This is a genomic window from Psychrobacter sp. CX97 (assembly GCF_057396285.1).
On record NZ_JBXYJE010000010.1, the window covers coordinates 54,432 to 75,290 of the forward strand.

Consider the following 20,859-nt stretch of genomic DNA (forward strand, 5'->3'; position numbering starts at 1 on the left):
TAACTATTTGAATATCTTTTAATTTATTAATGGGCAATATATGAAACAACCTTCATACGTTATTCTTACTCAGAAATTTCAACTACTAAAGCTTCGCACTCCGCGTGTGCTTTGCATGATGACAGCGGGTTGTCTACTACCACTTGGGCAATATGCAATGGCCCAAGACAGTTTAGCGACAGAAATTCAAGATACTTCAGTGCCGACAGCAACCTTCGAGCCAATTCTGGTTGTTGGTAAGCAATATGAAGGTTATGCAGAATATACCCCAACCTCAGGCACCAAAACGGATACAGAATGGCTAGAGGTGCCGCAATCGGTGTCAGTCGTTACTAAAACGGAGCTTGAAGACAGAGGTGCAGTGCGTGTTTTGGATGCTATGAAAGGTGTTGCTGGACTTAGTAATACATTAGGAGAGGGTAGCCGTGATGAGTTTGTATTGCGAGGTTTCAATGGTTTAAATGATATCTATAGCGATGGTATGAGAGATGATGGTAAGTTGCAGTCCTATCGCAGCCTCGCTAATGTGGAGCGTGTTGAAGTGGTTAAAGGACCAGCAGGGGCTTTATATGGACGGGGTAGTGCCGGCGGTATCATTAATTTAATAACTAAGAAAGCGACGGGTCAAGAGTTTGATAAAGTACAGGCGCAAATCGGAAGTGATGGATTGGCGGTTGGACGATTAGACAGCTCACATAAGTTATCAGATACGGTAAATGCAAGGCTGAATGCTGAGGTTCGCCGCAGTGACTCATTTGTCGATGAAGTCGATTCAAAAGATATATTTATTGCACCGACAGTTCGTTGGCAACCCAATGAGCAGCATACTGTAGATGCCTCGGTAGACTTTATGCATCAACGTTTAGTACCTTACCGCGGGATACCCTCCAAAGACGGAAAGCCTATCGATGTGCCTGTCAGTACTTATTATGGCAGTGACAACGATTACCAAGAGTCAGATACGTGGAATGCCAGTATTAACCATGAGTTTGATATTAAAGATAATATAACGTTGACCAACCGAGCCTCGTATAGCCATATTGAATTAGAGCAGAAAGGTACACGCCAAGCGTCGGGTGACATTGTTGACAATAAAGTAGCACAAACGGTCAATAACTTTGGTTATGACCCAAGAACCACGACCACCCTTCAGTCTGAGCTAGCGTGGCAACTGGATAACCATGAGCTATTATTTGGCGCCGACTTTAATAAGATAGATATTGATTTAACATTGGCAACGCTAAAAGATTTGCCTTCCAAGGACATTTTGAACCCACAGCATGGCAATACACTAAATCCAGGCTTTCCAGCCTTTCGCGATAATAGCACCCAAAGCGTCGGTCTTTTTGCACAAGATGTCTTTCATATCGGTAACTGGTCACTAGTCGGTAATGTTCGATATGACGATTTTAAACTCGAACAAACCTTCAAAGGTAAGGATAGTGATCTTAAAGAGGATAAATTAAGCTACCGTGCAGGTGCGGTATATAATTTCAATGACTCCACGTCAGCCTATGCGACTGTGGCACGCTCATGGCAGCTGCCTTATTCCGGTATTTATATCAATCCTAACCTTGCCGCACTATATCAAACGGACTTAAAAGAGTTGGGCGTTAAGTCTTATCTGAACAATGACAACATTATGCTAAATGCCTCGGTTTATCGTATTGATAAAGAAGAGCCTAAAACCAACGATCGACGAGAAGTGATCGATAAAGATGAGTTTCGTCATCAAGGGTTAGAGCTTGAGGCACGGGGTAAAATCACTGATAACTGGGACGTCTCTGTTGGCTATAGCTATCTTGATGCAGAAGACAAAAAAACAGGATTAACACCCAATGAGGTGCCTAAAAATACGTTCTCACTGTGGACGGCGTATCAACCCACTGAACAGTGGCGAGTAGGCGGCGGCGTCAACTATGTTAGTGACCGATATGTCGGTAATAACGAGGCAGTGACATTAGATAACTATACGACAGTCGATTTGATGACCGCCTATAGCGTCGGCCCACACAATATCCAATTAAATCTAAATAACGCCTTTGATAAAGAATATGCCTTAGGCGCAACCAATGGCATTGCTGGTAAAAATCAAATTGGTATGGGCGCACCGCGTACGTGGTTATTGACTTATAACTATGAATTTTAATAAAGGCTATAGGTTTAAGCAGACCTTAATGAAGTCAAAATTCTTCTAAAAGTCTTCCAATATATAAGCCTGTTTATAAGGGTTTAACATGCAAAAACATCTAAAACTGACTACCTTGCTACCGCTTATTATTATCGCAGTCATTATCATCGGTGGCGGACTTTTTATTGTGAGTCAACAAGATAAGCAGGCTAATAGCCAGTCAAAGTCGGTCACAGAAAACAACGCATCAGCAGAACATTCTGATGCCAGCTTACCTGAGGCTTCTATCGATGTGACTTTATTATCAGAATCACAAATAAGTGAGCAACTACCTAACCTTGAGAGATATCCTACAGATCCTAAACGTATCGTAGCGATGGAGTACTCTTTTTTAGGCGACCTAATGGCGGTTGGATTAACCCCTATTGGTATAGCCGATGACAATAAACCTGAAACCATTATTCCTGAATTTTCAGAACACTTAGGCGCTTATACCTCAGTCGGGTCACGTTACCAACCCAGTTTAGAGGCGATAGCTGACCTTAAACCGGACTTGATTATTGCTGATAAAGAGCGTCATGCAGTCATCGAAGATAGTCTAAATCAAATAGCACCAGCCGTTATCTTAAAAAGTCGCGGTGAGACGTATGAAGAAAACTTACAAACAGCGCAGTTGGTAGGTCATCTAGTGCATCAGGATGAAAAAATGACCCAAGCGATTGAGTCGCATCTACACCATCTAGGGCAGATAAAAGCCAAACTCATTGCAACGCCTATGAGGGATAAAAGTGTACAATTTGCTATTATTTCCGATAAAGGTATGTGGTTACATGGCCCTAGTTCTTATGCAGGCAGCTTACTTACCCAGCTTGGTATTAAAAGCCCCATACCAAACCAGACTCAGCAAGCCTATATCCCAACAAGCTTAGAGCAGTTAGTGGCAGCAGATCCAGATTGGCTATTAATCGGTCGTTATAATGACCATACCGCATTTGATGATTGGAAAACATCGCCTTTATTCCAGCAGCTTACCGCGGTTAAAAATAATCAGGTGATTGAAGTTGATCCCAATTATTGGGCTTTAAATCGTAGTATGCAATCCGCTGAGCATATTGCCAATAAGGTGCTAGAGATTGCGAAGTAAGATAAATAAAAAACATTTTAATGGCACCCAAAATACGATAAAGCATACCCTTATATGGGGTGTGCTTTTTGTGCTATTACTGGTTGGCATTGGTCAGGGTCTCACGGTGTATTCTGAGTTTGACTTGTCGCTCAGTCAGCTGGTAGCCCAGCTTTTAAGTGCAGAGGGGGATAGCAACTTAAGCGTTGCCATGCAGTTGATTATCGAGCTTCGGGCACCTAGGGTCGTGACGGCTATTTTTGTGGGTGCGAACTTAGCCTTGGCAGGTTTGCTGATGCAGGTTATGACCAGAAACACGCTTGCCTCGCCAGCTGTACTGGGTATCAATTCAGGTGCTGCTTGTGTCGTCGCCTTATCCTCGATCGGTATAGGATTTGCTTGGCTATCCTCTACCTATTTGCAAGCAATGATTGGCGCCATTATTGCCAGCTTTTTGGTGGCTATGTTGGCCGGTTATTTTTCCAAAGGACGTGCCAATCCAGTGCGTCTTATCTTATCTGGCGTTGCTATTAATGCCCTGCTTATTGGTATCACTAGAGCGGCGCTGATTATGACGGATGAGCAAGCTTATGGCGTGCTTTATTGGCTAGCTGGCTCAATTGCCAATAGTAATTGGGAGTCATTACCGCCTTTGGTTATTATTTCACTGCTCGCTATTGGCTGTACAGTATGGATATCTCCTAAGCTTAATGTGCTGCTATTAGGGGATGATGTGGCAAAAAGCTTAGGTGTAAACTTAATCAGGCTACAATGGATTTGCGCTATTTTAATTATTTCATTATCTGCGATTAGCGTAGCGGTAGCCGGTCCGATCGCTTTTGTCGGTCTTATTATTCCTCATGTCTCAAAGCGTTTACTGGGTCTAATGTCACGGATTTCCTATAACATTTTAGTACCTCTTACGGCTGTCTTGGGCAGTATTTTATTAGTATGGGCGGATGTGCTGTCCCGATCTATTGTTTATCCTGCTGAAACACCCGTTGGTCTTTTAACAGCACTGATTGGTACGCCTGTCTTTATCGCTTTAGCCTGTCGTAAAAAGATAACACTTTAAGTCAGTCATGCTTTAGTCGCCTCAAGAGATGCCGGCCAATCATTAAGTAAGAGCTAGGTAAGAGTTAGGCAGTAGCTAAGTAAAATTTAGATAAGAGCTAGGCAGAAGCTAGGCAGGAGCGCTTAGTTGTTTGGTTAAGCGCATTCACTGAGATAGCGTAATATCGCTATTGTCAGTTAAACTTTATTCCCACTAAAAGATGTTTAAATCCAAGTCTTTACGTGTATCACACTCACTATAATTAAGTAAAAATAATGACGCTATCAACCTCTTCACGCCATTCGAAATCATGGTTTCACTCACATGTTATCGGGATAACGCTGGGTTTAATTATTGCCTCATTACTGGTCTTAGGCGTTTGTAGTCTTTTTATTGGCGCAGGACAGATGACGATTGCGCAAGTATTGGGTAGCCTGACACAGGGTTTTGAGGGAAATCGAGACTTCATCATATGGAATCATCGACTACCCAGAACGCTTTTGGCAGGCTTAGTAGGGGCAAGCTTAGGGTTGTCAGGCTGTTTGGTGCAAGCCGTCATTCGTAACCCACTTGCTTCTCCTGATTTAATGGGTATTAGCGCTGGTGCAGGGTTTTGCGCTACTTTACTGCTGGTGCTATTGCCGTCATCACCAACATGGTGGCTCTCTGTGGCCGCATTGATTGGCGGTATTCTTGCTTTTAGTATTATTATATTATTGGCCGAAATATCCAATCCAACCCCAGCAAGATTGGCACTTATTGGTGTGGCGATTAGTGCCTTCTTAGGGAGTGGTATTAATTTTTTATTGGTAACTTATCCGGTAGAGATCAATACGGCCATGATATGGCTGACAGGAAGCTTGTGGGGACGTAGCTGGCAACACATACCGCCGTTATTAATCATCTTTAGTGTGTTGTTATCACTGAGTCTTTATTTGGCTTGGCGTTTGGATGTTCTGGGACTCGGTGAACAGACCGCTCAGCACCTCGGAATACGCGTAAAATCGCTTGAGTTCACTGCTTTACTAACGTCAGTGATTATCGCAAGTTCAGCGGTATCGGTTGCAGGCACTGTCAGCTTTATCGGTCTGCTTGCCCCGCATATTGCTAAATTGTTGTTTGGTCATCGCCACCGTATATTACTGCCTGCATCAGCACTCATTGGCGCTATTATTCTAGTGACAGCTGATATATTGGCGCGTGGACTTTTTGCACCAGTGGAGTTACCCGCTGGCGTATTAACGTCAGTGATTGGGGCGCCATATTTTATATTTTTACTGTCACGTTATCGGGGGTGGTAGTGCTACATACGCAAAATTTAAAACTGGGCTATGACGATAATAAGGCAATTATTGATAATCTATCATTAGAACTCCCATCAAATAAAGTGATTGGCTTAATTGGGCCCAATGGCTGCGGTAAATCTACCTTGCTTAAAGGACTTAGCGGTTTGTTGCCAGCGCAATCTGGTCAGGTTTATCTGCACGATAAGGCATTAAGTAAGTTATCTAGTAATCACATTGCCAGAAATATTTCAGTACTACCGCAAACCCAAGTGGTTCCTGAGGGTTTAACCGTGCGGCAACTGGTTGAATATGGTAGGACGCCTTATTTATCACACTGGGGCAGGCTAAGTGATAGTGACCATATTATTGTTGATGCGGTCATGGCAGAGATGGCCATTCAACCGTTGGCTGATAAGCCGCTGGATACGTTATCTGGAGGTCAGCGACAACGCGTTTGGATAGCAATGATATTGGCGCAGGATACTGATATTATAATGCTTGATGAGCCAACTACCTTTCTAGATATCTCATATCAGATCGAGCTTATGAAGCAGATGCGAGCACTAAAAGAAAAAGGTAAAAGTATTATTGTGGTGCTGCATGACTTAAATCAAGCGGCGCGCTATTGTGATTGGCTAGTGGTCTTAAAGTCGGGTAAAGTAAAGCAAATCGGGACGCCAAAGCAGGTTATAACGGAAGCAATGCTTGCTGAGGTGTTTGAGGTAAAGGGAAAAATTATTGATGATCCTATATCAGGGTCACCAATGGCTGTTTACTTTTAAACAGTTTGGTTTTCATTTGCTTTTCAATAGAGTGAATAGATATTAGTTCTGATAGAGATAGAATTGAAAAAAGTGGTGCGCCTGGCGGGAATCGAACCCACGACCCTCGGCTTCGGAGACCGATACTCTAATCCAACTGAGCTACAGGCGCATATATTATTGCGGTTTTAAATCGTCTATGACTCATATAGATATGAATAAACCAAGTTTACATAAAATTTAGTAAATGTCATAGATGACTTGAGCCCGCTAGTCTATCAAAAACCACTATAAAAACCAATGTTATTACTTCTAATAAATGGCGTAGAGTGGTGTATTTTGTTACATTACTACTTATGACTATCAATCAAAGCTCAATAAATGTTAAAAAAAACTGCCATTTGTCCTGAGAGTCACCATTCAAACATGGCTTTTAACCCTATTTTTCCCTTATAATAATAGGGAAAAGAATTTTCAACTAATTTAATGATTAATAAATTAGAACAATTCAATCAATCATACACGACTATTTAAGCCCACTTAGCCATTATCATGCCATAGTGGATTAGGTATGTCGTTCTAATAAGAGATTGTGACGCATGAAAAAAATCGTGATGTTATCCGCTGCCGCCATCCTTGGTCTATCAACTATTTCTTTTAGCCAAGCTGAAGACGTCATTGATCCTAATGCTGAAGCAGTAGCAATGACTGCTAATACTGCTGAAGGTGCCGATTCTGCAGATTCAGATGCAGAAAATACTGATGCTACAAATACTGATACTGAAAACACAGAAGCAGAAGATACCACTGCTGAAGACGGGGAGGCGGCTGAAGCTTCAGCGCCACCTGTTGAAGAGGAGCCTATTCCTCAAGACACACCACAAGTTCAAAAGTTAGTGGCTTTATACCCTAAGCTTGTACAGCGTATTCAGCCTTATGGTAAAGTCTGTTTCCAAGGTGAAGAGTGTGATATAACGGTTATGTCTTCGGGTGGATCTGCTAATGGTGAACCTCGAGATGGTAAAGCAGTGTACGATGCAGTATGTCAAACGTGTCATGCTACAGGCTTGATTGGTGCTCCAAAAATAGGCGATGCAGGGGCGTGGGGTCCTCGTATTGCAAAAGGTACTGATACCCTTCACGAGCATGCAATTAATGGTTTTAATGCAATGCCAGCTAAAGGCGGGGCAGATATTCCAGACGAAGAAGTGATCAATGCGGTTGATTACATGGTTTCTCAATCCAGCTAACTCCTATTTTGACGGAACGTGAATGATTAGCTTTTTAACTTAAATTTTATCAGGTTAGTAGGTCATTCATAAATGAGTTAGTAACGATAAGGTTGTTAATAAAAAGACGCTTACCTTTAATTAAGGTGGGCGTTTTTTATTTAGTTATTGTGAAATAGAAGCGATGGTTTAAAAGCCAATTCAAAATCCAGCTAATTTAAAAGTCAGTTAATTTGAAAGTAATCTTTACCTTTATTGATATAAAAATATAGCTATATAGATTCTGGTATAGGTTTTAGACAGATTATAGGGGCTAGAAAAATCGACTGATACTGCCACTTTTAGGCCTCTAAATGCACATTTAGGAAAGGCAGAGCCTGCCATTATCTTATATAAATTGAAAATATATGGATGAAAATCGTCAAAATGGCACCTTATCAAACTGTTGATTAACTGTGTTTAAATTTAAATTTTTACCACCATAATAAACGGTAGCCATACATTCATTAAAAACTCATACTTAAAAGTTGTGACTCTATGACAAATTTAACCCCTGCTTTGCAAATTGACAATTTATCTAAAGTTTATAGCAACGGCTTTACTGCATTAAAAAACGTAAGCTTAATGGTGCCACAAGGGGGATTTTTTGCTTTACTTGGTCCAAATGGTGCTGGCAAGTCAACTATGATTGGTATTATTAGCTCTTTATTTAAACCTACTGAGGGAAGTGTGAAGATTTTTGGCACTGATTTGCTAGAAAACCCTTCTGTTGCCAAGCAATATCTTGGTGTTGTACCTCAAGAGTTTAATTTTAATCAGTTTGAAAAAGTGCAGGATATCTTGATAACGCAAGCAGGTTTTTTTGGTATTCCTGCTAAAGAATCTAGACCTCGTGCAAAAAAACTATTATCCGCACTTGGCCTTTGGGACAAACGAGACAACAAAGCTCGTGAACTGTCTGGAGGAATGAAAAGACGACTTATGATTGCACGCGCATTGATTCATAAGCCTAAGTTACTTATTTTGGACGAACCAACGGCTGGGGTAGATATCGAACTACGCCGCTCAATGTGGGAGTTCATGCAGCAAATAAATGAAGAAGAAAATACCACCATTATATTAACCACGCACTACCTTGAAGAAGCTGAGCAGTTATGTCGTCGTATTGCGATTCTGGATCATGGCGAAATTCGTATTAATACTGAAATGAAAGATTTGCTCGCTCAACTCTCAATCGAAACGTTCGTTTTTGACTTAGATTCTCCTTTAACCACGTCATTAAATATTGAGGATGTGACTGATGTTAAACAGCCCGATGACTTGACGCTTGAGGTAACCCTGACGGAAGGGCAATCATTAAATGGTGTTTTTGCCCAATTAAACCAGCGCGGTATTGAAGTCTCGAGTATGCGAAATAAAGCCAACCGACTAGAGGAGCTGTTTATGCGTTTAGTTGAGAAAGGTATTGATAAAAAAGACAGCATGAAGGAGGCAGGATTATGAGTAGCCCAATCAAAGCGACCTCAGAAAATCAAGGATTAACGCTTGCTCAAAAGTGGATTGCCTTTCGCACAATTCTACTAAAAGAAGTGCGGCGTATTTTGCGTATTTGGCCACAAACCTTGCTGCCTCCAGTGATTACTATGAGCTTGTATTTTGTCATTTTTGGTAAGATGATTGGCTCTCGTGTCGGCGAGATGGGCGGCGTTCCCTATATGCAGTTTATCGTGCCGGGCCTCATCATGATGTCGGTAATTACTAACAGCTACTCTAATGTGGTATCCAGCTTCTTTAGCGCTAAGTTTCATGGCAGTATCGATGAGTTATTGGTTTCTCCCGTTTCTAAACATTCAATTTTATTGGGCTATATTGGTGGTGGAATATTCCGTGGTTTAGCTATTGCCATCATTGTATCAATAGTAGCGCTGTTTTTTACTGAGCTGGGCATTAAAAATCTGCTGGTAACCATATGTTCAGTGATTGGAACATCGGTTCTTTTTTCATTGGGCGGCTTTATTAATGCGGTTTTTGCACGCTCCTTTGATGATATCTCGATAATTCCCAGCTTTGTTTTAACACCTTTAACTTATCTTGGCGGGGTGTTTTATTCACTAGAAAACCTATCTCCATTTTGGCAGAACCTGTCACTTTTAAATCCAATCGTTTATATGGTTAACTCGTTTCGATATGGTATTTTAGGTTATTCTGACGTGAATGTTTGGTATTCTATGGCCGCAATTTTCGCATTTTGTCTGCTATTTTATATGCTGGCTTACCATTTACTTGGAGATGGCTCTCGCCTTAGACTTTAATTATGAATGATGTTTAATGAATTCCATACCGTAGTCTACTAGCTCATGATAAAATGCCATAGGCTTATTTGGGATTAGCGACCTTCAAAACCCTTAAAATAACCAGTGGAGAGTCAATGAGTATTCATGGCGTACTTGGCGAAACAACCCGTTATCCAAAGACATACCAACCCGACACTTTATATCCAATCCCACGAACACTCGGTCGAGATGCTATCTCTCAAAGTCTAGCAGCCTGCTTTAATGTTAAGCAGACCGCGGATCTTAGTGTTGGTTATGATTGGTGGCATGCCTTTGAGGTGTCGTGGTTAAATTTACACGGTGTCTCTCAAGTGGCGATGGCCAGATTTAGTATTCCAGCCAATTCGCCTAATATTATTGAATCAAAATCTTTAAAACTTTATCTAAACAGCCTTAATTTTACTGAATTTGAAAGTTTAAAAGAGGTTGAGGGTGTTATTGCTAAAGATCTTTCGATGTGTGTAGGTAGCACGGTAGAGGTGTCGCTATATAAACTAAATGATCTGAATGTGTCATCTGGTTTAATGATAGATACCCCATTAGGACGCTGTATTGATGGGGCGTTGGATAACTTATCGCAAAAACTACCTATTCTACAACATCCTGATGCAAGTTTACTGGTTGAGGTACAAGATAATAAGACTCAGCAAGTTGAGAAAGAGGCAGCCAGTTCGCACTCAGCCAGAGATGATATGTCAGAAAAAGACTATCAACTTTATTCAAATTTATTACGCAGTAATTGCCCTGTTACCAATCAGCCCGACTGGGGCACACTGGCAATCGAAATGACAACTAAAACGGCAGTAAATAAGGCCAATATACTCAGTTATATTTTAAGTTATCGACAGCATAATGGGTTTCATGAGCAGTGTGTTGAGCAAATATTTGCTGATCTATATCAGTACTTTGAACCCTCTAAGCTAATGGTTAGAGCATGGTACACTAGGCGTGGGGGTATCGATATTAACCCATGTAGAGTCAGCGATTTAAGCTTATTACCTAAGCCAAGTCGTTTGATTCGCCAGTAGTTCAATATAAGGGTAGTGGGACGATTAAAGAGGAGAATCTCTATAGTCATAGTAATTCTGAATGATTACCCTTAATCTAACTAAGCATATGTCCAAATAGATTCCGTTAACTCATCATTCCGTCAGACTTTACAATGCTTTGTTAGTGACAACTGAATAATGTCTTAAATTAAATGATTAATAAATTTATGGTTATGTATGAATTAAATTTTATTGACATAACGGCTAAAACCCACGATTATAGTATTTAATACAGTCAGTTAATTCGCTCTATCAAGATGAGTTGACTTTAAAGTAGTCATTACGGCAAGATTACCGTCTGCCCAATAATGTCTATTTTGATGTGAGGGATAAAACAGTCAAGTAGAGTTTATGCTTGTCTATTTATTCTAGGACTTACCGGTCTACAATGACTAAATAATCAATCTTCTTTTATGTCTTCTCAAAGGTTGATGAGTATAATATTCTTATACTTTTTAGTAGAGGTGCAGTTTTGGGATGGGAGAGCATTAATGCTCATCTAACTTGATAATGTCAAATGCACACTATTACTATTTTGATAATGCCTTGCCGTTCGAGCAAGTGCCTCAGTTTAGTCACTGTCTGCTTAAAGTCTTTTTTCACATCGCAAATGCGTGCTGAGACTCTATTACTGTGTCTTGAATATTGTTGATTAACGTTTAGAGTGAATGACCGGTTTTTGTCATTGTGAATTGTTTTCATTGTGATAAACACTGACCCATCACTTCCTAGCATATTAATTCAAGGTTAAATGCTAAGGTTAACGTTATTTCGATACAATTTTAAATAGCCAATAATTTTAAATAGCCAATATAGCTAATATAACATCCCGCAATCAAAAAGGTGATGACAGTGACACAAACAACCCAAAGCCCTAATATGACAGGCGACCCCCAAAATCAGCACTTAGCAGTGCATTTTGGTAAAAAGCGCGAGCTACTTGAAGATGGTGATAAGCCAATGATGCTCTCTGGTGGAGAGCTACTTGTCCAGTCTTTAATCGATGAAGGCGTAGAGTATATTTTTGGCTATCCAGGCGGTGCAGTATTGCACATCTATGATGCCTTGTTTAAACAAGATGCGATTGAGCATTTGTTAGTCCGCCACGAACAGGCCGCAGGACATATGGCAGATGCTTATTCACGTGTTACGGGTAAAACGGGTGTTGTCTTAGCAACCTCTGGTCCTGGTGCAACCAATACTTTAACTGCGATTGCCACTGCCTTTATGGACTCAATTCCAATGGTCGTTATCGCGGGACAGGTACCGCGAAACTTAATTGGCGATGATGCGTTCCAAGAAACGGATATGGTTGGTGTATCTCGTCCAATCGTAAAACATAGCTTTCAGGTTCGTCATGCTAGTGAAATTCCTGGCATTATTAAAAAAGCGTTTTATTTAGCGGAGTCAGGTCGTCCCGGCCCTGTCGTTATTGATGTGCCAAAAGACACCACGGCGCCGCATGAAAAATTTGAATATAACTATCCTGATTCTGTATATATGCGTTCCTACCAGCCTTCGGTTAGAGGTCATAGTGGACAAATTAAAAAGGCGGTAGAAACACTGCTTGGTGCCAAGCGTCCTATCATTTATGCAGGCGGTGGTGTGATTTTGAGTGAAGCGCATGAGCAGTTAACTCAGCTTGCTCATAAGTTGAACTTACCTGTTACTAACACACTGATGGGTTTGGGCGGATTTCCAGGTTCTGATCGTCAGTTTTTAGGTATGTTAGGCATGCATGGTACTTATGAAGCGAATATGACCATGCACCATGCTGATGTCATCTTAGCAGTTGGGGCACGTTTTGATGACCGCGTAACCAATAACGTTAATAAATTCTGTCCTGATGCCAACATTATTCATATAGATGTAGACCCTGCATCAATTTCAAAAACTATTAATTCGCACATCCCGATTGTTGGTGATGTTAAAGCTGTATTAACAGAAATGCTGTCCTTACTAGAAGGCGACGATAAGCAGTTGGATCAACCTACTTTGCATGATTGGTGGTCCCAAATTAACGAATGGCGCAAACGCCATGGTCTACGTTATGATACCAGTACTGACAATGGCATGAAGCCACAAGCAGTGGTTGAGATGTTATATAAGCTAACCAATGGTAAAGCCATTATTACCAGTGATGTGGGTCAACATCAAATGTTTGCTGCTTTATATTATAAGTATGATGAACCTCGCCAATGGCTGAATTCTGGTGGCTTAGGTACTATGGGTGTTGGTTTGCCTTATGCCATGGCGGCGAAACTTGCTTGTCCAGAGCGTGACGTGGTATGTATCACCGGTGAAGGTTCAATTCAGATGAATATTCAAGAGCTTTCTACTTGTTTTCAATATGATTTACCCGTTAAGATTTTAAATCTTAATAATGCCCAGTTAGGCATGGTTAGTCAGTGGCAAGACATGTTATATGAAGGCCGCCATGCGCACTCTTATATGGAGTCATTACCAGATTTTGTCAAACTGGCTGAAAGTTATGGTCATATGGGGGTTAAAATTACTGACCCTGACAAGCTAGAAGAGCAGTTAGCAGCAGCACTTGCTATCAAAGATAAACTCGTATTTATTGACGTCATCATTGACCCTGACGAGCATGTTTATCCGATGCAAGTTGCTGGGCAGTCTATGCGTGATATGTGGTTAGCCAAGGGGGAGCGTACCTAATGCAACAACATCTAATCTCTGTACTAATGGAAAACGAGGCAGGTTCGCTATCACGACTTGTTGGGCTGTTCTCTCAGCGGGGCTACAATATTGAAACTTTAAATGTAGCGCCCACTGAAGATGAATCAATTTCTCGGTTGACCTTAAGAACCAATGCAACAGTTGACAAGATCGAGCAGATTACTAAACATCTACACAAGCTTATTGAAGTGGTTAAAGTTATTAACTTAACGCCTAACCCTCATATTGAGCGTGAGCTTATGCTTATTAAAGTTCGTGCGACAGGTAGTGCTCGCGATGAAGTGAAACGCAATGCAGACATTTTTAGGGCACAAATTGTTGATGTTACTGCCAATTTATACACAATTCAAATCGTGGGCGATGAAGCCAAGCTTGATGGATTTATTGAAGTTGTGGGTCGTGACCGTATTTTAGAAGTGGTGCGTTCAGGCGTTATCGGTATATTACGTGGCGAGAAGACATTGAGTGTTTAAATATATTGTGTGTTAAGCGTTAGGCATTAAACGTTTGTGACGTATATTTGATTGAATACCACTCTATAATCATTAATTTAAAAAAGTTGAATTTCAACGATATTATTTAAAAGGGACTAATTATGAACATTTATTATGACAAAGATTGTGATCTATCCATTATCCAAGCTAAAAAAGTAGCGATTATTGGTTATGGTTCACAAGGTCATGCCCATGCACTAAACTTAAAGGATTCAGGGGTTGATGTCACAGTTGGATTGCGTGAAGGTTCTAGCTCTCGCAAAAAAGCTGAAAATGCAGGTCTTAAGGTTGCCAATGTCGATGATGCGGTAAAAGCTGCTGATGTTGTCATGATTTTAACCCCAGATGAGTTTCAAAAAGACTTGTATGAGAATGAAATTGAGCCGAATATTAAAGAAGGCTCGACGCTTGCTTTTGCGCATGGTTTTGCAATCCACTATAACCAAGTTGTTCCACGTAAAGACTTAGACGTTATTATGGTTGCGCCAAAAGCGCCAGGTCATACTGTCCGTAATGAATTTACCAAAGGCGGTGGTATTCCAGATCTTATAGCAATTTATCAAGATGCTTCAGGTCAAGCAAAACAAGTGGCCTTATCTTATGCTGCAGGTGTTGGTGGTGGACGTTCAGGTATTATTGAAACCACCTTTAAAGATGAGACGGAAACTGATTTATTTGGTGAGCAAGCGGTGCTATGTGGTGGCGCTGTAGAACTGGTCAAAATGGGTTTTGAGACGTTAACCGAAGCGGGTTATGCACCCGAAATGGCATACTTTGAATGCTTACATGAGCTTAAACTTATTGTTGATCTAATGTACGAAGGCGGGATTGCTGATATGAACTATTCAATCAGTAATAATGCTGAGTATGGCGAGTATGTTACGGGTACAGAAGTCATCAACGAGCAATCGCGCGAAGCCATGCGCAATGCACTAAAACGTATTCAGTCTGGCGAATATGCAAAAATGTTTATCACTGAAGGCGCTGCTAACTACCCTTCAATGACGGCACGTCGCCGCAACAATGCTGAACACGAAATCGAAAAAACAGGAGCAAAATTGCGTGCTATGATGCCTTGGATTGGCGGTAACAAAATTATCGATAAAGATAAAAACTAATTTGAATCCTTGGTTTTTAAGCCTTTGGTTTTTAAGATAGTTTATCTGGTTTAATTACTATTATGTTATGAATATGAGCCCATATGCTAAATAGTGTATGGGCTTTTTTAAACTCTGCATACCATCACTATAAAAGTAGACATGGTTGAATAGTGAACAATTAACTCAATATATACTCAAATACTTTTAAATCAGTGATGGCGTTAATCTCGTTTAGTCTGCACCTTTAGCCGTTAACTGTAGTACTTAAGATGAGTTGCTTTTTAACTAATACCTGAATCAAGGGTATTCGACTATACTGACTTTACTGTAGCTGAAATATAGAACTAGGATGTTTTAAGAAATGATCAATGACATACTCGGACAATTTAGCCACCTGTTATCCCAACAATCTATCTACGTGATATTGAGTGCTGTGGTAGCGGTCATTATTTACATCGAAGGAGAGATGTTAAAAAAAACAAAGGGAAGAATACCAGACTCTAAATTTTTTCATGTTAGCTCAATTGTAGATACGCTATGGTTTTTTGTCTCCATGGCAGTGGTTTATTTTATGGAGCTCAACTCATTAGCGTTAGCCATACCAGCGGCGTACGGCATCTATACGATAGCGGGATGGGCGTATGGTAGTCGTTTGATTCGAGTCAATGGGGTGCCCGATAATCCAAAAGATATTATCATTCCTGCAAAATATATAGCTTTTACCCAATCTTTTGCTATTATTTTTCTCTCATTATGTCTGTATATATTAGTCTCCCCATGGCTTATCTTCTTTAAAAGTGATTAGAATGCGAATAGTCAAAAAGTGGATTAGCCTATCGATATCTTACAAAATAACATCAAAACTTAACGTTTAAATGTAAAGATAGGATTAGGATTAGCGAGTTAAAGCTGTTATAATGACTTCTAGTAAGTATGTTACTTTTTGAAAATCAGCTTCGAGCTGAATTCAAACATGACTGCAAAACATCGCAGTGGTTTAATTTAGATAATATATATTAGACATGAGGTTTAGGCCAAGCGTTTGATAATCTACCATCTAGTTAAACCAGCTATCATGCTCAACTGATTGATGCATGTGGCATCATGACAATGTTTAATCAATTTTATTATTAGGATAAGTTATGTCAGAACGTGTACAAGGTACTGTTAAGTGGTTCAACGAAGCTAAAGGTTTTGGTTTTATCGCTCAAGACGACGGTGGTCAAGACGTATTTGCTCACTACAGTGCTATTCAAGGCAGTGGTTTTAAAACTCTAGCCGAAGGTCAAAAAGTTAGTTTTGTTTTAGGTCAAGGTCAAAAAGGCCCACAAGCTGAGCAAATCGAATCAGCTGAATAATCAGCCATAAGATTTGAACAATAAATTTAGCATGAATTATCTACTTATAAGATAAAAATGCAGTAAAAAGACAACCAAACGGTTGTCTTTTTTTTATCTATTTATTAAGTCCCTATCAATACCTTTAAATTACGTGTACAGGAACTTTGCAGTCGTCAACTTTGTAACCCGTTAATACTGAGTTTTAACTAAGATTGGTAGTTAAGCTTGTGTCAATAAACTAACGTTTGTCTTGGCTATACAAAGCTATCCTCACTTTCTGAATAGTGTTGTATAAAACATGACGCTTAATTCACGGCTATAGCTTGACCTTGCTAGATGTCTCACGCAATATAAATAGCCGATTATAAGTAGTTAGACTATTTTTATAAAATAGTAGTACCACTAGCACTGCTCAAAACAAATAGCTTGAATAACTATTACAAAAATAACTATTACAAAGTTTATTTTTATTTTAAGGTTATTTTAATTTAGTAATAATTATTAAAAGTGTTGTAGATGTCATAGGATTGCTGGTTGCAATAACCAAAATAAATGGCATTATAAAGAGTAATATATATTAATACGACGCTAAAGCTTATTGGTTTAATCAGTGTCAAATTATAAGTTAACTATAGGTCTCAGAATTCATTAGGTTTTTGAGCTATCTATATTCCGTAGAGTGAAAGTCGCATTTTATAATTCATAACATAAATAAACGAGGAACGTATGAAAGCATTAGTCGCTGTTAAGCGTGTGATTGACTATAACGTGAAGGTTCGTGTTAAAGCAGATAATTCAGCTGTAGATTTAAGCAATACGAAGATGTCTATTAATCCCTTTTGTGAAATTGCGGTAGAAGAAGCAGTACGCCTTAAAGAAGCAGGCGTAGTAGATGAGGTTATTGTTGCCTCTATTGGCCCAAAAGAATCTCAAGAGCAAATACGTGCCGCACTAGCTTTGGGTGGAGATCGTGGTATTTTAGTTCAAACTGATGAAAAGCCTTATCCTTTACAAGTGGCTAAAATCCTTAAAGGTATCGCAGAGCAAGAAGGTACAGACATTATTTTACTTGGTAAACAAGCTATTGATGATGACAACAATCAAACTGGTCAGATGCTTGCGGCTTTAATGGGTATTGGACAAGGTACTTTTGCATCTGAAGTTAAGGTTGAAGGCGATAAAGTAAACGTCACGCGTGAAATTGATGGCGGGTTACAGACGGTTGCTTTAACCTTACCTGCTGTTATTACCACTGACCTGCGTCTGAACGAACCACGTTACGCTAAACTGCCTAACATTATGAAAGCGAAGAAGAAGCCTCTTGATGAGAAAACACCAGCTGACTTTGGTGTAGAGATGGCGTCTAAGCAAGAGATTTTGAAAGTAACGCCACCACCTGAGCGTTCTGCTGGTATTAAAGTCAGTTCAGTTGACGAGCTAATCGACAAACTTAGAAACGAAGCAAAAGTTATTTAATACGTTTAATAACTCACTCATTGCTGATAACTCTAATTAGTTTCGTACGTGGTTTAGTCGGCTATATGATGAATGTATAGCTAGCCACTACTGACTATAACAAAAATTTACCACTTCACAATCTTATACCATTATTTGAAAGGATAATATTCTCATGGCAATTTTAGTATATGCAGAACATGATAACGCCGAACTAAAAAAGGCGACCTTAAACACTGTTACCGCTGCGACTCAAATGGGTAATGACATCCATATTCTAGTGGCAGGTTCTGGTTGCAAACCAGTTGCCGAGCAAGCGGCTAAAGTAGCAGGTGTCAGCAAGGTAATTTGCGTGGATAGCCCAGCTTATGAATATCAACTGGCGGAAAACGTAGCATTGTTAGTTAAAGACTTAGCAGGTAATTACAGCCATATTGTTGCACCGGCAACCACTAACGGCAAAAACTTTATGCCACGCGTCGCTGCTCTACTTGATGTTAGTATGCTGACAGACATTATGCAAGTCATCGATGCAAACACATTTGAGCGTCCAATTTATGCCGGTAATGCTTTAGCCACTGTTAAAACTTCTGAAGATAAAGTATTGGTTACCGTACGTACTACGGCTTTTGATCCAGCAGCTGCTGAGGGTGGTTCTGCTGCTATCGAAGAGCTTGACGATACACAAGACGCTGGTAAATCAAGCTTTGTTAGAGAAGAGCTGGCTAAGTCTGACCGTCCAGAGCTCACCTCTGCTGAAATTGTTGTTTCAGGTGGGCGTGCATTGGCAAATGGCGAAAATTTCACAAAATATATTGAGCCACTAGCTGACAAGCTTGGTGCTGCTATTGGTGCGTCACGAGCTGCTGTAGATGCAGGTTATGTCCCTAATGATATGCAGGTTGGTCAAACTGGTAAGATCGTTGCGCCTAATTTGTATATTGCAGCAGGTATCTCTGGCGCTATTCAGCATCTAGCAGGTATGAAAGACTCTAAAGTCATCGTTGCTATTAATAATGATGCAGAAGCACCAATCGCTAGCGTTGCTGATTATTTCTTAGAAGCTGATTTATATGAAGCTTTGCCAGAATTAACCAGCAAGTTATAATTTATCGCTAGAATTTATAGCGTGAATATTACGGATTAAGAGTTTAATTTAGTACTTTTTGGCCGGACGTTACTTTGAAAGCCTTCAATCGATAGATTGGAGGCTTTTTAACATTAATATTTTGTACGCCTATAATTATTTTGTACATCTATAATAATGCTTTGTACGTCTATAATAAGGCAAAGCAGTAGCGAAAAAAAATAGCGCTATCGAGAGGATAGATAATGAAAAATAATGACATCCCAGCAATATGCACAGTTACTGATAAAGAGTACGATTTAAGTTTAATCCAAGATATTGCAGATATCGAGCGGTTGGTACAGCCATTTGACAGTTGGAATGAAAGGATACTCACGGATTTATTAGGTCAGGATATTAATGATTGCTGGGCAGTATTAGACCCTGATTTTCTCGATAATTCAGAACCAACAGTCAAAGATGGAGACGAGGGTAGTGACAAAAACAATATAGATAGTGATAACATGAATAATGAGGACAGTTGTAAAGTTATTGCCTATTGTATTTTTAGTAAGGTCTTTGAAGTTGCTGAAATCTTAAGAATCGGCACGCATCCTGATTTTCAGCGTCAAGGTTATGCTGAGTGGTTGATAAAACTCATTATTAAGCACATGCCTAATAAAGGCATTGAAAAGATATTACTAGAGGTTCGTGAAGACAATACCGCAGCCATCAAGTTATATAAAAAAATGGGATTTAAAGAGTTGCACAGGAGGGTAGGATATTATAAATCCAACAAAGGCTTCAGTGGACACAAGAGCAGTTGTGATGCACTAGTGATGCAATATTTACTAACAGATGAGCACTTAAAACCTCATATTGACAGATTTAATATCTAGTAAGGCAATGACTTCCTCAGCATCTGGTTTAACATCAAATGTAATCCACTTTCCGTTGATAAGTAATTCGATTGGTGTATATTCCACTTTATAGCTCATTTTTTTGACGGTTGGAAGCCAGTAGCCTAAGTACGCATAATCTAGACCAAAGTTTCTAGCGATCTCAATCTGTTTGAGTATGCAGTACACACCAAGACTACGCTTAACATATTCAGAGCTGGTATCAAAAAAAGTATAGATGCTAGATAATCCATCATCTACTTTATCAGTTACTGCAACAGCTATTAATTTGCCATTAGGTTCCCTAACTTCTAGAAACAGACTGTTTACAGGACTATTTACTAAAAATTGCTCAAAGGTACTTAAGCTTGGTGGATACATATCTCCATCAGCATGGCGGCAACTAATATAGTTTTGATAGAGCGCATAATGTTCACTGGTCGCAATACGGCTGTCATGTAGTGTTACGCTAACATCCTCATTTCGCTTTAATACACGTCTAAATCGTCTAGACGGCATAAAGCGGTTAACAGCTACTCTGCTAGAAATACATTGCATACAATGTAAGCAGTTAGGTTTATAAAGGGCATTGCCACTTCGTCTAAACCCGTTGCGACAGAGTTGACCATATAAATCTTGGTCCATCCGTTCATTGTTATCTAACAGCAAAAAGATAAGCTGTGAGGCACGATCTGGTAGATAAGTGCATAACTTGAGTGGAGAATTATTGAGTTTTGCTGTACTAAAATTATCAAGTGTTAAAATATTTTGATCACGATGGTCCATTTAATTTTTCCCATTTTCTGTCATTATCTTACCTATTTCTTTCTTCTTCAGAC

General features: G+C 39.9%; 18 protein-coding genes and 1 tRNA gene. 17 read left to right on the plus strand and 2 right to left on the minus strand.

The window, feature by feature from the left end:
- The first annotated feature begins 40 nt into the window (after positions 1-40).
- The 5 genes from AC2SLL_RS09205 (at position 41) to AC2SLL_RS09225 (ending at position 6,376) form a co-directional block, all read left to right on the plus strand.
- On the plus strand, positions 41-2,149 hold the full coding sequence (locus tag AC2SLL_RS09205; protein ID WP_486531396.1) for a TonB-dependent receptor: 2,109 nt from the start codon (positions 41-43) through the stop codon (positions 2,147-2,149).
- Positions 2,150-2,237: 88 nt separating this feature from the next.
- Positions 2,238-3,275: a Fe(3+) dicitrate ABC transporter substrate-binding protein gene (locus AC2SLL_RS09210; RefSeq protein ID WP_486531397.1), complete on the plus strand. Its 1,038-nt coding sequence runs from the start codon at positions 2,238-2,240 to the stop codon at positions 3,273-3,275.
- Positions 3,265-4,329, plus strand: coding sequence for a FecCD family ABC transporter permease (locus AC2SLL_RS09215; RefSeq protein WP_486531398.1), 1,065 nt, complete (start codon positions 3,265-3,267; stop codon positions 4,327-4,329). Before AC2SLL_RS09210 ends, AC2SLL_RS09215 begins: the two co-directional genes overlap by 11 nt.
- 254 nt (positions 4,330-4,583) lie before the next feature.
- Positions 4,584-5,609 (plus strand): FecCD family ABC transporter permease, encoded by a 1,026-nt coding sequence (locus tag AC2SLL_RS09220; RefSeq protein WP_486531399.1) that lies wholly within the window; start codon positions 4,584-4,586, stop codon positions 5,607-5,609.
- Positions 5,609-6,376 carry an ATP-binding cassette domain-containing protein gene (locus tag AC2SLL_RS09225; RefSeq protein WP_486531400.1) on the plus strand — a complete coding sequence of 256 codons (768 nt, stop codon included), beginning with the start codon at positions 5,609-5,611 and terminating at the stop codon, positions 6,374-6,376. Before AC2SLL_RS09220 ends, AC2SLL_RS09225 begins: the two co-directional genes overlap by 1 nt.
- Before the next feature lie 73 nt (positions 6,377-6,449).
- On the opposite strand, the gene AC2SLL_RS09230 is transcribed toward AC2SLL_RS09225, so the two are convergent.
- Positions 6,450-6,527, minus strand: a tRNA-Arg gene (locus AC2SLL_RS09230).
- Positions 6,528-6,954: 427 nt separating this feature from the next.
- Here AC2SLL_RS09230 and AC2SLL_RS09235 point away from each other — a divergent pair.
- The 12 genes from AC2SLL_RS09235 (at position 6,955) to AC2SLL_RS09290 (ending at position 20,020) form a co-directional block, all read left to right on the plus strand.
- Positions 6,955-7,605 (plus strand): c-type cytochrome, encoded by a 651-nt coding sequence (locus tag AC2SLL_RS09235; protein ID WP_486531401.1) that lies wholly within the window; start codon positions 6,955-6,957, stop codon positions 7,603-7,605.
- 516 nt (positions 7,606-8,121) lie between these two features.
- The gene (locus AC2SLL_RS09240; protein WP_486531402.1) at positions 8,122-9,087 is read left to right on the plus strand and encodes an ABC transporter ATP-binding protein; all 966 of its coding nucleotides are present in this window, start codon (positions 8,122-8,124) and stop codon (positions 9,085-9,087) included.
- Entirely contained in the window at positions 9,084-9,896 is an 813-nt protein-coding gene (locus AC2SLL_RS09245; RefSeq protein WP_486531403.1) for an ABC transporter permease, read from the plus strand. Before AC2SLL_RS09240 ends, AC2SLL_RS09245 begins: the two co-directional genes overlap by 4 nt.
- A 116-nt stretch (positions 9,897-10,012) precedes the next feature.
- Positions 10,013-10,945: an NADPH-dependent 7-cyano-7-deazaguanine reductase QueF gene (queF, locus tag AC2SLL_RS09250; RefSeq protein WP_486531404.1), complete on the plus strand. Its 933-nt coding sequence runs from the start codon at positions 10,013-10,015 to the stop codon at positions 10,943-10,945.
- Positions 10,946-11,929: 984 nt separating this feature from the next.
- Positions 11,930-13,645, plus strand: coding sequence for an acetolactate synthase 3 large subunit (locus tag AC2SLL_RS09255; protein WP_486531443.1), 1,716 nt, complete (start codon positions 11,930-11,932; stop codon positions 13,643-13,645).
- Complete coding sequence (gene ilvN / locus AC2SLL_RS09260) at positions 13,645-14,139, plus strand: acetolactate synthase small subunit (protein WP_486531405.1); 495 nt, start codon at positions 13,645-13,647, stop codon at positions 14,137-14,139. The genes AC2SLL_RS09255 and ilvN overlap by 1 nt, the downstream gene beginning before the upstream one ends.
- 122 nt (positions 14,140-14,261) lie before the next feature.
- Entirely contained in the window at positions 14,262-15,278 is a 1,017-nt protein-coding gene (gene ilvC, locus AC2SLL_RS09265; protein ID WP_486531406.1) for a ketol-acid reductoisomerase, read from the plus strand.
- A gap of 343 nt (positions 15,279-15,621) precedes the next feature.
- Entirely contained in the window at positions 15,622-16,065 is a 444-nt protein-coding gene (locus AC2SLL_RS09270; RefSeq protein ID WP_486531407.1) for a hypothetical protein, read from the plus strand.
- Positions 16,066-16,402: 337 nt separating this feature from the next.
- Positions 16,403-16,618, plus strand: coding sequence for a cold-shock protein (locus AC2SLL_RS09275; RefSeq protein ID WP_486531408.1), 216 nt, complete (start codon positions 16,403-16,405; stop codon positions 16,616-16,618).
- A gap of 708 nt (positions 16,619-17,326) precedes the next feature.
- Entirely contained in the window at positions 17,327-18,076 is a 750-nt protein-coding gene (locus AC2SLL_RS09280; protein ID WP_486531409.1) for an electron transfer flavoprotein subunit beta/FixA family protein, read from the plus strand.
- 154 nt (positions 18,077-18,230) lie between these two features.
- The gene (locus tag AC2SLL_RS09285; RefSeq protein ID WP_486531410.1) at positions 18,231-19,163 is read left to right on the plus strand and encodes an electron transfer flavoprotein subunit alpha/FixB family protein; all 933 of its coding nucleotides are present in this window, start codon (positions 18,231-18,233) and stop codon (positions 19,161-19,163) included.
- A gap of 224 nt (positions 19,164-19,387) precedes the next feature.
- Positions 19,388-20,020 carry a GNAT family N-acetyltransferase gene (locus AC2SLL_RS09290; protein WP_486531411.1) on the plus strand — a complete coding sequence of 211 codons (633 nt, stop codon included), beginning with the start codon at positions 19,388-19,390 and terminating at the stop codon, positions 20,018-20,020.
- Here the strand turns inward: AC2SLL_RS09290 and AC2SLL_RS09295 are convergent.
- Positions 19,988-20,806: an arginyltransferase gene (locus AC2SLL_RS09295; RefSeq protein ID WP_486531412.1), complete on the minus strand. Its 819-nt coding sequence runs from the start codon at positions 20,804-20,806 to the stop codon at positions 19,988-19,990. The genes AC2SLL_RS09290 and AC2SLL_RS09295 overlap by 33 nt on opposite strands.
- Between the last annotated feature and the right edge of the window lie 53 nt (positions 20,807-20,859).